Genomic DNA, 13,113 nt, shown 5'->3' with positions numbered 1-13,113 from the left:
TCCCGCGTTTTCTCGCGGTTTCCTTTCCGGCGGTTCCGACTTTATCAGAAGTTCTGAGTCGGTTTTCCCACCCCCTCCGGGCACCGTGTCCAGCGCGTGAAGTGCTGGGGTTCCCGGTCGGGCGGAGCCGTAAACGTACTGGAGCGGGGCGCCTCGATGCAAATCGAGGCGCCCCGCTCGGGTGATGCTCCGACGGACCGTCAGACCTCCACGACCACAGGCAGGATCATCGGCCTGCGGCGATAGGTGTCCGAGACCCACTTGCCGAGAGTGCGCCGGATGAGTTGCTGGAGCTGGTGCGGCTCCACGACGCCGTCCTGGGCGGACCGCTCCAGCACTTCCGTGATCTTCGGGATGACGTCGGCGAAGGCCGCGTCCTCGATGCCGGAGCCGCGCGCCTGGACGTGCGGGCCGCCGGTGATCTTGCCGGTGGACGAGTCCACGACCACGAAGACCGAGATGATGCCCTCGTCACCGAGGATCTTGCGGTCCTTGAGGGCCGGCTCGCCGACGTCGCCGACGGAGAGGCCGTCGACGTAGACGTAACCCGCCTGGACCTTGCCGGAGATCTTGGCCTTGCCCTCGACCAGGTCGACCACGACACCGTCCTCGGCGATGACGATCCGGTCGTGCGGGACGCCCGTCAGCGCGCCCAGCTCGGCGTTGGCGCGCAGGTGGCGCCACTCCCCGTGGACCGGCATGAGGTTCTTCGGGCGGCAGATGTTGTAGAAGTACAGCAGCTCGCCCGCGGACGCGTGGCCGGAAACATGCACCTTGGCATTGCCCTTGTGGACGACGTTGGCGCCCCAGCGGGTCAGGCCGTTGATCACCCGGTAGACGGCGTTCTCGTTTCCGGGGATGAGCGAGGACGCCAGGATGACGGTGTCGCCGTCGACGATCCGGATCTGGTGATCCCTGTTCGCCATCCTCGACAGCGCCGCCATCGGTTCGCCCTGGGAGCCCGTGCAGACCAGGACCACCTCGTGGTCGGGCAGGTCGTCCAGCGTCTTCACGTCCACGACCAGCCCCGGAGGCACCTTCAAGTACCCCAGGTCCCTGGCGATGCCCATGTTGCGGACCATGGAGCGGCCGACGAAGGCGACCCGGCGGCCGTACTCGTGGGCCGCGTCCAGGATCTGCTGGATGCGGTGGACGTGGCTGGCGAAGCTGGCGACGATGATCCGCTTGCGGGCGCCGGCGAAGACCTGCCGCAGCACGTTGGAGATGTCCCGCTCGTGCGGCGTGAAGCCCGGGACCTCGGCGTTCGTGGAGTCGGTGAGCAGGAGGTCGATGCCCTCCTCGCTCAGCCGGGCGAAGGCGTGCAGGTCGGTGAGGCGGTTGTCCAGCGGGAGCTGGTCCATCTTGAAGTCGCCGGTGTGCACCGCCATGCCGGCGGGGGTGCGGATGGCGACGGCCAGCGCGTCCGGGATGGAGTGGTTGACGGCGATGAACTCGCAGTCGAAGGGGCCGATGCGCTCGCGCTGCCCCTCTGCCACCTCGAGGGTGTACGGGCGGATCCGGTGCTCCTGGAGCTTGGCCTCGATCAGGGCGAGGGTCAGCTTGGAGCCGATCAGCGGGATGTCCGGCTTCTCGCGGAGCAGGAACGGGACACCGCCGATGTGGTCCTCGTGGCCGTGCGTGAGGACGATGCCCTCGATGTCGTCGAGACGGTCCCGGATGGACGAGAAGTCCGGCAGGATCAGGTCGATTCCGGGCTGCTCCTCCTCGGGAAAGAGCACTCCGCAGTCGACGATCAGCAGGCGGCCGCCGTACTCGAAGACGGTCATGTTTCGGCCGATCTCGCCGAGACCGCCGAGCGGGGTGACGCGCAGGCCGCCCCCGGGAAGGGGCGGGGGCGGGCCGAGTTCGGGATGCGGATGACTCAAAAGACTCTCCTCACCACACGCGCCACGTACCGGTCGGGCACGTGGCGCGTGAGACGTTCGTGCAGAAGCAGTTGTCGTTGTGGGGTGCGGGCACCGGTGGCCCGCCTCTTCTGTTGTTCTTCAGTTGCTCTTCAGTTGTGAAGCCCGTGTGCTGCCAAGTCTGTTGTCAGAGCTGTACCCCGCCGGCGGCAAGATCGATCTTGAGCTGGGCGATCTCCTCGGGCGAGCACTCGACCATGGGCGAGCGCAGCGGGCCTGCGGGCAGTCCCTGGAGGGCGAGCGCGGCCTTGGTGGTCATGACGCCCTGGGTGCGGAACATGCCGGTGTAGACCGGGAGCAGCTTCTGGTGGATCTCGGTGGCCTTGACGACGTCACCGGAGACGTACGCGTCGACCAGGGCGCGCAGGTCGGGGGTGACCAGGTGGCCGACGACCGAGACGAAGCCGACCGCCCCCACGGAGAGCAGCGGGAGGTTCAGCATGTCGTCGCCGGAGTACCAGGCCAGGCCGGACTGGGCGATGGCCCAGCTGGCGCGGCCGAGGTCGCCCTTGGCGTCCTTGTTGGCGACGATACGCGGGTGCTCGGCGAGCCGGACGAGGGTCTCGCTGTTGATCGGGACGCCGCTGCGGCCGGGGATGTCGTAGAGCATGACCGGCAGGCCGGTGGTGTCGGCGACGGCCGTGAAGTGCCGGTACAGGCCCTCCTGCGGGGGCTTGTTGTAGTACGGCGTGACGACGAGGAGGCCGTGGGCGCCGATGCGCTCGGCCTCGCGGGCCAGCTCGATGCTGTGGTGGGTGTCGTTCGTGCCGACGCCGGCGACGACGTGGGCGCGGTCGCCGACGGCCTCCAGGACGGCTCGTACGAGGTCCGATTTCTCCGCGTCACTGGTGGTGGGGGACTCGCCGGTGGTGCCATTGATGATCAGGCCGTCGTTGCCTGCGTCCACCAGGTGGGCGGCGAGCCGCTGCGCGCCGTCGAGGTCGAGTGCGCCGTCCGCCGTGAAGGGCGTGACCATGGCGGTGAGGACCCGCCCGAAGGGGGTCTGCGGAGTCGAGGTCGGAGCCATGGGTAACACGCTACTCGGTGCTCCCTGTGCGGTCTGCCCTCGGGGGGTCGGGAAAGTCAGGACAAATGCGGAGCCCGGCACTGCCTGCTCGGGGGTTCAAGCAGTGCCGGGTCCGTTTGATCAGGCTAGATGAACTTCTCCAAATGCCGCAATACGGACACTTCGCGAGGCTGATCCGTACATCCGTTCCTGATGGGGGAACAGGGCTTCGTAGGCCTTTTTACGCGACCGCGCGCTTTTACGGCGCCACGCGCCCGTTCGCGTTGAAGGCGGCGTGCGTCAGCGGCATGAGCTTGGCCCACTCCGCCTCCATCTTCTCGCCGACCATCTCGATCTCCCGCTGCGGGAAGGACGGCACCTTGGCCAGCTCGTGCTGGGTGCGCAGGCCCAGGAAGTGCATCAGGGAGCGGGCGTTGCAGGTGGCGTACATCGAGGAGTAGAGGCCCACGGGGAGGGCCGCGCGGGCGACCTCGCGGGCGATGCCCTCGGCGAGCATCTTCTGGTAGGCCGCGTACGCCTGCTCGTACGACTCCCGCAGCGTGCTGGTGACCGCCTCGTGCTGGGTCGGGGTGCCCTCGACGAAGACGTACTTGCCGGGGCGGCCCTCCTGCACGAGCTTGCGGTCGGCGCCGGGGACGTAGAAGACCGGCTCGAGCTCCCGGTAGCGGCCGGACTCCTCGTTGTAGGACCAGCCGACGCGGTGCCTCATGAACTCGCGGAAGACGAAGATCGGGGCGCTGACGAAGAACGTCATCGAGTTGTGCTCGAACGGGCTGCCGTGCCGGTCGCGCATCAGGAAGTTGATCAGCCCCTTGGAGCGCTCGGGGTCCTTCTTCAGCTCGTCCAGGGACTGCTCGCCGGCGGTGGAGACCCGCGCGGCGAAGAGGACGTCGGCGTCCGAAGCACTGGACTTCACCAGCTCGACGGTGACGTCACTGCGGAACGTGAGCGACTCGGGGGTGGTCACGGGGGTTGGGGTCCTTCCCATCACAGCTGTGGTTCGCGCCCACCTTACGGGGAACCCGCCCGGGCCACGGCGCTGCCCGTCCTCAAAATCCCGCCACGGATTTTTTCCGACATGGGCACCTTTTGCGTCACTCGAGCGTCTGTACCGGTGAAGCCCACTCGTTCGACCTGAAAGGAGACGTACCGCGATGTTCCGTCGGCGCGAGCCCGTACCCTTCGCCTTCCTGGCCGAGGCGGACAGGTTCCGCAGCAATGTCACTCCCCCGCCCCGTCCGCGGGCCTCCTTCGGGGAGAGAGCCGGGCACTGGCTGCTGGGGCTCACCCTCGTCGCCGGGCTGGCGGGAGCCCTGATCCTCGGTATGCCGGCGATGTCCACGCCGTCGAGCACGCCGACGCAGCAGTCCCAGGCCTCGCAGGGGCACTGACTCTTCCGGCCGCCCAGGGTGGTGGGCGCGAACACCGGCCGATAACCTCACCGGGCACAGCCCACGCACGCATGCGAATGAGGACCAGCCGTGCCCCTGTCCTTCCTGACGGCCGACCGCACGTTCGAGGCCGCATCCGAGAGCGCGCTGCCGTACGACGACCGGGAGCGCTGGCGGCGCCCCTACCGTCCCGGCCCCTGGCGTGTGGGTCTGGCGGCGCTGGTGCTGCTGCTCGCCTCCTTCGTGCTGTTCTCCGCGGTGCTCATCGCCGTGACCGGCTCGGTGTCCTCCGCCGGCGCGATCCTCGCCGCGGGGCTCGTGGTCATCGCCGGTGCCCTGCGGCTGCTGCGCATGGGCGTGTGGGTGAGCGGGCGCGGGCTGCGCCACGTCGGCTTCCTGGTGACGCGTACGGTGCCGTGGGCGCGGGTGCTCTCGGTGCGGACGGTGCAGCGGCCGGTGCGCTGGCTGGGGCTGCCCCGGACGGTGCAGGGGCAGGCGCTGGCGCTCGTGCGCGGGGACCGGTCGGCCGAGGACACGCCCCCGCTGCTGACCACGCACACCCTGGACTTCCTGGGCCGCCCGGCCGCGTTCGACCGGGCGGCGGACACGGTGGAGGCGTGGGCGGCGGAGTACGGGGGCGGGCGCGGCTGACCCGAACGGCGCCCTGTGCCGGTGCGGGCCGGGGTGAGGTCGGGCGCTGCTCGCTGCGAGCTGCTGCCTGCGCCACCCGTGCCGCCCCGGCGGCACGACTGCCCGCGGGCTACGACGGCGAGAGCGCCCCGTAGTGGCGCATCAGGCCTCGACCGGTTTGCCGTCGTGCAGGGCGATGGCCCGCTGCATCGCCTTGCGGGCGCGGGGGGTGTCGCGGGCGTCGTGGTAGGCGACGGCGAGCCGGAACCAGCAGCGCCAATCGTCGGGGGACGTCTCGGTCTCGGCCTTGCGCTTGGCGAAGACCTCGTCGGCCGAGTCGCGGTCGATCCGGCCGCTGGGCAGGCGTTTCAGCTCGTCGACCGGCAGGCCGCCCTCGGCGTCGAGCTCGGCGGCCAGGGCGTTGGCCCTGCGGACGAACTGGGTGTTCTTCCACAGGAACCACAGGCCGATGACCGGCAGGATCAGCACCGCGACCCCGAAGGTGACGGTGATGGCCGTACCGGACTGGATGAACATGACGCCGCGGCTGCCGACCAGGACGAAGTAGAAGACCAGGACGGCGGCCGTGACGAGGTAGGTGATCTTCGCGCGCATCGGAGGGTCTGTCTCAGCTCAGGTCCAGGAAGTGCTCCAGGCCGAAGGTGAGGCCGGGAGTGGTCACCACGCGGCGGGCGCCGAGCAGGATGCCCGGCATGAAGCTGCTGTGGTGCAGGGAGTCGTGACGGATGGTGAGGGTCTCGCCCTCGCCGCCGAGCAGCACCTCCTGGTGGGCCAGGAGGCCGCGCAGGCGGACGGCGTGGACCGGGATGCCGTCGACACTGGCGCCCCGCGCGCCGTCCAGGGCCGTCACCGTGGCGTCCGGCGCCGGGGCCGTACCGGCCGCCCGGCGGGCCTCGGCGATGAGCTGGGCCGTGCGCGTGGCCGTACCGCTCGGCGCGTCCACCTTCTTCGGGTGGTGCAGCTCGACGACCTCGACCGACTCGAAGTACGGCGCGGCGATCTGCGCGAACTTCATCGTCAGGACGGCGCCGATGGAGAAGTTCGGCGCGATGAGCACGCCGGTCTCCGGGGACTCCGCAAGCCAGCCCGTCAGCTGCGCGAGGCGCTCCTCGGTCCAGCCGGTCGTGCCGACGACCGCGTGGATGCCGTGGTGCACGCAGAAGTCGAGGTTGTCCATGACGGAGTCGGGGGTGGTCAGCTCCACGGCGACCTGGGCGCCGGTCTCCGCCAGGGTCTGGAGCTTGTCGCCCCGGCCGAGGGCGGCGACCAGCTCCATGTCCTCGGCGGCCTCGACCGCCCTGACCGCCTCGGAGCCGATCCGGCCCCTGGCACCGAGGACCGCCACGCGCAGCTTGCTCATCTCTTGCTTCCTTAGGGAGTGACCGGGAGGTGACTAGGCGACGGCGTCGTGCAGCCGCGCGGCCTGCTTGTCCTTGAGCGGGCCGATGACCGACAGCGACGGGCGCTGTCCCAGGATGTCGCGGGCGACCGAGCGGACCTCGTCCGGGGTGACCGCTGCTATCCGGTCCAGCATGTCGTCGACGGACATCTGCTCGCCCCAGCACAGCTCGCTCTTGCCGATGCGGTTCATCAGCGCCCCGGTGTCCTCCAGGCCGAGGACGGTGGAGCCCTGCAACTGGCCGATGGCGCGGGCGATCTCGTCTTCGGTCAGGCCGTTGACCGCGACGTGGTCGAGTTCGTCGCGGCAGAGCTTCAGCACGTCGTGCACCTGGCTCGGCCGGCAGCCGGCGTACACGCCGAACAGGCCGCAGTCGGCGAAGCCAGAGGTGTACGAGTACACGCTGTAGGCCAGACCGCGCTTCTCCCGGACCTCCTGGAAGAGGCGGGAGGACATGCCGCCGCCGAGGGCGGTGTTGAGCACGCCCATGGCCCAGCGGCGGTCGTCGGCGCGGGCGAGGCCGGGCATGCCGAGGACGACGTGCGCCTGCTCGGTCTTGCGGCCGAGCAGCTCGACCTTGCCGGAGGTGCGGATCGTACGGCTGCCGTCGCGCGGGCCGACCGGCCGTGCGTCCGGGTTCTTGAAGGCGCCCGCCTTCTCGAAGGCCGCGCGGACCTGTCGTACGACCTTGTTGTGGTCGATGTTGCCGGCGCAGGCGACCACCAGGTGGGTGGGGTCGTAGTGCTTCTTGTAGAAGCGGCGGATGCGGTCGGCGGTGAGGGCGTTGACCGTGTCGACCGAGCCGAGGACCGGGCGGCCGAGGGCGTTGTCGCCGAACATGGTGTGCGCGAACAGGTCGTGCACACAGTCGCCCGGGTCGTCCTCGGTCATGGCGATCTCTTCGAGGATCGCGCCGCGTTCGACGTCGACGTCCTCCTCGAGGATGAGCGAGCCGGTCAGCATGTCGCAGACCACATCGATGGCGAGCGGCAGGTCGGTGTCGAGCACGCGCGCGTAGTAGCACGTGTACTCCTTGGCCGTGAACGCGTTCATCTCGCCGCCGACGGCGTCGAGGGCGGAGGAGATGTCCAGCGCGCTGCGCTTCTGCGTGCCCTTGAAGAGCAGGTGCTCCAGGTAGTGCGTGGCGCCGTTCAGGGCCGCCGTCTCGTCGCGGGAGCCGACGTGCGCCCAGATGCCGAAGGTCGCGGAGCGGACCGAGGGCAGGGTCTCGGTGACGATGCGCAGGCCGCCCGGGAGGGTGGTCTTGCGGACCGTGCCGATGCCGTTGTGGCCCTTGATGAGGGTTTGGGTACGGGCGACGGCCCGCGCCTCCGAAGAGGGGCGGGCCGTCACCTTGGAGCTACGGGACGTCACTGCTCGGCGTCGTCCTTGTCCTGCTCGTTGCCTTCCTCGCCCTCGATCACGGGAACGAGGGAGAGCTTGCCGCGGGAGTCGATCTCGGCGATCTCGACCTGGACCTTCTGGCCCACGCCGAGGACGTCCTCGACGTTCTCCACGCGCTTGCCGCCGGCCAGCTTGCGGATCTGCGAGATGTGCAGCAGACCGTCCTTGCCGGGCAGCAGGGAGACGAACGCACCGAAGGTGGTCGTCTTCACGACCGTACCGAGGTAGCGCTCGCCGACCTCGGGCATCGTCGGGTTGGCGATGCCGTTGATCGTGGCGCGGGCGGCCTCGGCGGAGGGGCCGTCGGCGGCACCGATGTAGATCGTGCCGTCGTCCTCGATGGTGATCTCGGCGCCCGTGTCCTCCTGGATCTGGTTGATCATCTTGCCCTTGGGGCCGATGACCTCGCCGATCTTGTCGACCGGGATCTTGACGGTGATGATCCGCGGGGCGTGCGGGCTCATCTCGTCGGGCCGGTCGATGGCCTCCATCATCACGTCGAGGATGTGCAGGCGGGCGTCGCGGGCCTGCTTGAGGGCCGCGGCCAGGACGGAGGCCGGGATGCCGTCCAGCTTGGTGTCGAGCTGGAGGGCGGTCACGAACTCCTTCGTGCCGGCGACCTTGAAGTCCATGTCGCCGAAGGCGTCCTCCGCACCGAGGATGTCGGTGAGGGTGACGTAGTGCGTCTCGCCGTCGATCTCCTGGGAGATCAGACCCATGGCGATACCGGCGACCGGGGCCTTGAGCGGCACACCGGCGTTCAGCAGCGACATGGTGGAGGCGCAGACCGAACCCATGGACGTCGAGCCGTTGGAGCCGAGGGCCTCGGACACCTGGCGGATCGCGTACGGGAACTCCTCGCGCGTGGGCAGCACCGGCACCAGCGCACGCTCGGCGAGGGCGCCGTGGCCGATCTCGCGGCGCTTGGGGGAGCCGACGCGGCCGGTCTCGCCGGTGGAGTACGGCGGGAAGTTGTAGTTGTGCATGTAGCGCTTGCGGGTCACCGGGGAGAGGGTGTCCAGCTGCTGCTCCATGCGGAGCATGTTGAGGGTGGTGACGCCCAGGATCTGGGTCTCGCCACGCTCGAACAGCGCGGAACCGTGCACCCGCGGGATGGCCTCGACCTCGGCGGCCAGCGTGCGGATGTCGGTGACACCGCGGCCGTCGATGCGCTTCTTCTCCTTGATGACGCGCTCACGGACCAGGGACTTGGTCAGCGAGCGGTACGCGGCGGAGATCTCCTTCTCGCGGCCCTCGAACTCCGGCAGGAGCTTCTCGGCGGCGAGCCCCTTGACGCGGTCCAGCTCGGCCTCGCGCTCCTGCTTGCCGGCGATGGTGAGCGCCTGGGCGAGCTCGGGCTTGACCGCGGCGGTCAGGGCCTCCAGGACGTCGTCCTGGTAGTCCAGGAAGATCGGGAACTCGCCGACCGGCTTGGCGGCCTTGGCGGCGAGGTCCGACTGGGCGCGGCACAGGACCTTGATGAAGGGCTTGGCGGCCTCCAGGCCGGCGGCGACGACCTCCTCGGTCGGCGCCTCGGCGCCGCCCTCGACGAGCTTGATGGTGCCGTCGGTCGCCTCGGCCTCGACCATCATGATCGCGACGTCGCCGTCCTCCAGGACGCGGCCCGCGACCACCATGTCGAAGACGGCGTCCTCGAGTTCGGTGTGCGTCGGGAACGCGACCCACTGGCCGCGGATCAGCGCGACGCGGACGCCGCCGATCGGGCCGGAGAAGGGCAGACCGGCCAGCTGCGTGGACGCGGACGCGGCGTTGATCGCCACGACGTCGTACAGGTGGTCGGGGTTGAGCGCCATGACCGTGCAGACGACCTGGATCTCGTTGCGCAGGCCCTTCCTGAAGGACGGGCGCAGCGGGCGGTCGATCAGCCGACAGGTGAGGATCGCGTCCTCGGAGGGACGGCCCTCACGGCGGAAGAAGGAACCGGGGATCTTCCCGGCCGCGTACATGCGCTCCTCGACGTCCACCGTCAGCGGGAAGAAGTCGAGTTGGTCCTTGGGGTTCTTGGAGGCGGTGGTGGCCGACAGCACCATGGTGTCGTCGTCCAGGTACGCCACGGCGGAGCCGGCGGCCTGCTTGGCCAGACGGCCCGTCTCGAAGCGGATCGTGCGGGTGCCGAAGGCGCCATTGTCGATGACGGCCTCGGCGTAGTGGGTCTCGTTCTCCACTAGCGTTTTCTCCGTTACATATCGTCTTTCGTCCCTTGGCTGCCCGTGTGGCAGGGGGACGGTGGTGGAGAAGCGCGCCGTCTGGTGCGGGCCGGTCTTCGATCGAAGCACCCGGGGCTCGCTTCCCCCCGGGGGCCACTACCGAGGACCGGCGGCGGCGAGGTGCGCTTCTCGTCGTTCGTTGTCGTGCTGTGTCGTGCGTACTGCGTTGTGCTACCACACTACAAAGCGTGAGTGACACTCCGCACGTTTCCGCCCGTGCGAGGAAGACCTCCCACGTACGACGAAGGGAGCGGTCCCCGGGTCCTGCCGGGAACCGCTCCCTTCACGGCGTCTTACTTGGCGCCGGCCGCACCGCGGCGGATGCCGAGGCGGTCGACCAGCGTACGGAAGCGCTGGATGTCCTTCTTCGCCAGGTACTGCAGCAGGCGACGGCGCTGGCCGACGAGGATCAGCAGGCCACGACGGGAGTGGTGGTCGTGCTTGTGGGTCTTGAGGTGCTCCGTCAGGTCGGAGATCCGACGGGAGAGCAGGGCGACCTGGACCTCGGGGGAGCCGGTGTCACCCTCCTTGGTACCGAACTCGGCGATGATCTGCTTCTTCACTGCGGCGTCGAGCGACACGCGTACTCCTCATAGTCTGTTGAGTGCCACCGAGTGCCCCCGGTCTACGTCTCGGGGGAGCTTCCGTTACTCGGGAGGCGGGATCCGCTGGGCGCGGCCTCCAGAGCCTTTTCGAAGGGCTCCGGGGGTGCGTACACAAACGGCCGTCACTCAGGGTACCAGCACGGTTCGGCCGTCCGTGTCACCGGTCGCGTCGGGCGTTCCAGACCAGGACGGCCACGATCACGACGACCAGGACGGCGACCGTTGTCCACACGAAGCCGCCGCCGGATCCGTGGCTCCCGTAGTGGTGGTGGCCGCCGTGATAGCTGCTGTGATAGCTGCCGTGGTAGCCGCCGCCCCGGCCGCGGCCCAGGGCACGTACGCCGGCGGACGAGAGGGACCACGGGGCGGTGACAGGCATGCTCATGGCCGGGACTTTAGGTGAGCATTGCATGGCATGAGCACGACCGTTGCCTGCCCGTGACGAAACCTCCGCTCCCTGGGCACAAGACGGCGGCCCGTCCACCCCACGTGCCGGACCGGCCACTCCTCCAGGCGTTGACCAGGCGGTTTCACCGTACGCGTGCGTGGCCTCCCAGTAGGGTGACAACGCAACGCTGTCCGTAAGCCGAAGGGGGCCGCTTCACCATGGCCGAGACACAGGGCACGAGCGCCGGGACCCCGGCGCCGGAATCGCGGGAAGACGTCAAGGCACGCAAGGAGCGGGAGCGGGACGAGCTGTACGCGCTCGACATCTCCGGCGCGGAGTGGCACAGCGCTCCGGGCACGGAGGAGCACGAGGAGCGGGTCGAGATCGCGTACCTGCCCGGCGGGGCGGTGGCGATGCGCTCCTCCCTCGACCACGGCACCGTGCTGCGCTACACCGAGGCGGAGTGGCGGGCGTTCGTACTGGGTGCGCGGGACGGGGAGTTCGATCTGGAGCCGTCGGAGCGTAACGGGGGGCTCGCGGGGCAGTAGCGGAACGCGAGAAAGGGCGGCACGCACGCGTGCCGCCCTTCGTCTTTCAGTGCTTCAGCCCGGCGGTGCCCACTCCGATCACCGAGAGCACCGGGTCCTTCGGATGGACGTCGTCGCGTGCCAGCACGCGGCGGGCGAAGAAGGCGCGCCCCTGTTCGTAGAGGATGTCCGAATCCTCCGGGTTGCCGAGTTCGGCCTCGTCGTCCGCGGGGAGGTGGAACAGGAGGTACGGGGTCTCCTTGTCGGTCCGGAGGTTCCAGTCCAGCACGGTGGCCGGCTGGACGTCGTCGTCGGTGCTGCGGAAAATGATCAGGTCGTCACCGTTCATGCGGACGGGGACGACCTGCTGGAAGCGCCGGCCCACGAACCTCTTGACGGCGGTGCCCGTCTTGAGGTCGAAGGCCGTGATCTGGTTCTCGGGCTTCCTGGTGAGGTCTACGGTGTCCTTGCTCATGACGAAGACCCGGTCGCGGCCGACCACCATGCCGTAGCACTTGTCGACGGCGTCGAAGAAGCCCTCGACGTTGCCGCCGCACGTGGGGGCGTAGCCGTTCATCGAGATGGTGGCCAGCCGCTCGCCGTTCTTCGGATCCAGGGTGATCAGGTCCGTGACCCGGTAGTCCCCCGCCTCGACGGCGATCACGGGCGGGTCGGCCGACGGCAGGTAGATGTTCAGCAGACCGTTGCTGACGGAGTAGCGCCACAGAACCTTGCCGGTGCGCGGCTCGAGCTTCTCCACCCGGTAGGTGGGGGCGCTGGAGTCGCCGCACTTGACGAGGGCCAGCAGGGCCCCGCCACCGGCATAGGCCGAGTCGCGGCACTGTGACGTGCCGAGCGTTTTCCACAGCCGCTTTCCGCTGTCCATGTCGTACGCCACCGACCCCTCGCCCCAGGCGATGGCCACGACGCCCCGGGTCAGGGAGATGTTGGTGGTGATGATGGAGGCGGCGTCGGCCGCCGGCATCTTCTCCTGCCAGAGCTTCTTGCCGGTGCCGAGGTCGACCATGACCACCTCGTCACAGACACCGGCCTGGGGGTTGTCCGTGCGCCCGGGCTCGACGACGACGGCGGTCCGGCCGTCGGCGGTGACGTCGCGGCTGACGGCGCAGACGTGGCCGCCGAGTTGGAGGGTCCATGCCTTGGCGTCCCAGTCGGGGTCGGGCTCGATCTTGTAGCCCTCGATGCGGTCGGCGAGGGTCCGCGCGACGATCGTGTCCGTGGCCCAGGTGGCGGGCGCGAACCGCTGCTGCTTCCCGGTGAGGCCGCCTTCGTTGTGCTGGACGACGACCTGGCCCTCCGGTGAGACGGGGGCCTTCTCCACGGTCTCGCGTATGGCGTCCGGGGCCTGCCGGACCGCCTTGGCGTCAGTCCGCCCCTTCGTCCGGTCGGCCGAGTGGTACCAGAACAGACCCGCGCCGAGGCACACGACGGCGGCCACCACCGCGGCGACCGCGCCGAGTACGCGTCTGCGGGGTCTGTTCCGCGGCTGGTCGGCCGTCGGCGCGGACTGGGTGTACATGGACGGGGGTGGGCCGAAGCTCACGCTG

The 13,113-nt window shown here is 69.4% G+C and carries 13 protein-coding genes; 3 read left to right on the top strand and 10 right to left on the bottom strand.

The window, feature by feature from the left end:
- Nucleotides 1–200: 200 nt before the first annotated feature.
- From LMU33_RS26610 to thyX, 3 genes are all read right to left on the bottom strand, one after another.
- On the bottom strand, nt 201–1,886 hold the full coding sequence (locus LMU33_RS26610; RefSeq protein ID WP_228623125.1) for a ribonuclease J: 1,686 nt from the start codon (nt 1,884–1,886) through the stop codon (nt 201–203).
- 166 nt (nt 1,887–2,052) lie between these two features.
- Nucleotides 2,053–2,952: a 4-hydroxy-tetrahydrodipicolinate synthase gene (gene dapA / locus LMU33_RS26605; protein WP_228623124.1), complete on the bottom strand. Its 900-nt coding sequence runs from the start codon at nt 2,950–2,952 to the stop codon at nt 2,053–2,055.
- Nucleotides 2,953–3,190: 238 nt separating this feature from the next.
- Nucleotides 3,191–3,940 (bottom strand): FAD-dependent thymidylate synthase, encoded by a 750-nt coding sequence (gene thyX, locus LMU33_RS26600; protein ID WP_228623123.1) that lies wholly within the window; start codon nt 3,938–3,940, stop codon nt 3,191–3,193.
- Nucleotides 3,941–4,106: 166 nt separating this feature from the next.
- Between thyX and LMU33_RS26595 the strand changes: the two genes are divergently transcribed.
- Entirely contained in the window at nt 4,107–4,343 is a 237-nt protein-coding gene (locus tag LMU33_RS26595; RefSeq protein ID WP_228623122.1) for a hypothetical protein, read from the top strand.
- Between the two features lie 90 nt (nt 4,344–4,433).
- Nucleotides 4,434–4,994 (top strand): SCO5741 family PH domain-containing membrane protein, encoded by a 561-nt coding sequence (locus LMU33_RS26590; RefSeq protein WP_228623121.1) that lies wholly within the window; start codon nt 4,434–4,436, stop codon nt 4,992–4,994.
- 141 nt (nt 4,995–5,135) lie between these two features.
- Here the strand turns inward: LMU33_RS26590 and LMU33_RS26585 are convergent, their stop codons facing one another.
- From LMU33_RS26585 to LMU33_RS26560, 6 genes are all read right to left on the bottom strand, one after another.
- Nucleotides 5,136–5,588, bottom strand: a complete 453-nt coding sequence (locus LMU33_RS26585) for a tetratricopeptide repeat protein (protein WP_228623120.1) — start codon at nt 5,586–5,588, stop codon at nt 5,136–5,138.
- Nucleotides 5,589–5,601: 13 nt separating this feature from the next.
- Nucleotides 5,602–6,354, bottom strand: coding sequence for a 4-hydroxy-tetrahydrodipicolinate reductase (dapB, locus tag LMU33_RS26580; protein ID WP_228623119.1), 753 nt, complete (start codon nt 6,352–6,354; stop codon nt 5,602–5,604).
- Nucleotides 6,355–6,387: 33 nt separating this feature from the next.
- Complete coding sequence (locus LMU33_RS26575; RefSeq protein ID WP_228623118.1) at nt 6,388–7,767, bottom strand: M16 family metallopeptidase; 1,380 nt, start codon at nt 7,765–7,767, stop codon at nt 6,388–6,390.
- Complete coding sequence (locus tag LMU33_RS26570) at nt 7,764–9,983, bottom strand: polyribonucleotide nucleotidyltransferase (protein WP_228623117.1); 2,220 nt, start codon at nt 9,981–9,983, stop codon at nt 7,764–7,766. Before LMU33_RS26570 ends, LMU33_RS26575 begins: the two co-directional genes overlap by 4 nt.
- Nucleotides 9,984–10,318: 335 nt before the next feature.
- Nucleotides 10,319–10,606 carry a 30S ribosomal protein S15 gene (rpsO, locus tag LMU33_RS26565; RefSeq protein ID WP_228623116.1) on the bottom strand — a complete coding sequence of 96 codons (288 nt, stop codon included), beginning with the start codon at nt 10,604–10,606 and terminating at the stop codon, nt 10,319–10,321.
- Nucleotides 10,607–10,787: 181 nt separating this feature from the next.
- Nucleotides 10,788–11,015, bottom strand: a complete 228-nt coding sequence (locus LMU33_RS26560) for a hypothetical protein (RefSeq protein WP_228623115.1) — start codon at nt 11,013–11,015, stop codon at nt 10,788–10,790.
- A gap of 221 nt (nt 11,016–11,236) precedes the next feature.
- Between LMU33_RS26560 and LMU33_RS26555 the strand changes: the two genes are divergently transcribed.
- Nucleotides 11,237–11,566 (top strand): DUF397 domain-containing protein, encoded by a 330-nt coding sequence (locus LMU33_RS26555; protein ID WP_228623114.1) that lies wholly within the window; start codon nt 11,237–11,239, stop codon nt 11,564–11,566.
- A gap of 46 nt (nt 11,567–11,612) precedes the next feature.
- On the opposite strand, the gene LMU33_RS26550 is transcribed toward LMU33_RS26555, so the two are convergent.
- Nucleotides 11,613–13,109, bottom strand: coding sequence for an outer membrane protein assembly factor BamB family protein (locus tag LMU33_RS26550; RefSeq protein ID WP_228623113.1), 1,497 nt, complete (start codon nt 13,107–13,109; stop codon nt 11,613–11,615).
- Nucleotides 13,110–13,113: the final 4 nt, after the last annotated feature.

The organism is Streptomyces barringtoniae, from assembly GCF_020819595.1.
In the GTDB taxonomy this organism is placed as follows: domain Bacteria; phylum Actinomycetota; class Actinomycetes; order Streptomycetales; family Streptomycetaceae; genus Streptomyces; species Streptomyces barringtoniae.
The sequence above is the reverse complement of the archived record's forward strand: the minus strand, read 5'-3'. Positions and strand labels throughout refer to the sequence as shown.

Bases quoted from the DNA above. Each gene is read 5' to 3' on its own strand.
- LMU33_RS26595 (WP_228623122.1), top strand. From the start codon at position 4,107: ATGTTCCGTCGGCGCGAGCCCGTACCCTTCGCCTTCCTGGCCGAGGCG.
- LMU33_RS26560 (WP_228623115.1), bottom strand. From the start codon at position 11,015: ATGAGCATGCCTGTCACCGCCCCGTGGTCCCTCTCGTCCGCCGGCGTA.
- LMU33_RS26555 (WP_228623114.1), top strand. From the start codon at position 11,237: ATGGCCGAGACACAGGGCACGAGCGCCGGGACCCCGGCGCCGGAATCG.
- thyX (WP_228623123.1), bottom strand. From the start codon at position 3,940: ATGGGAAGGACCCCAACCCCCGTGACCACCCCCGAGTCGCTCACGTTC.
- dapA (WP_228623124.1), bottom strand. From the start codon at position 2,952: ATGGCTCCGACCTCGACTCCGCAGACCCCCTTCGGGCGGGTCCTCACC.
- LMU33_RS26585 (WP_228623120.1), bottom strand. From the start codon at position 5,588: ATGCGCGCGAAGATCACCTACCTCGTCACGGCCGCCGTCCTGGTCTTC.
- dapB (WP_228623119.1), bottom strand. From the start codon at position 6,354: ATGAGCAAGCTGCGCGTGGCGGTCCTCGGTGCCAGGGGCCGGATCGGC.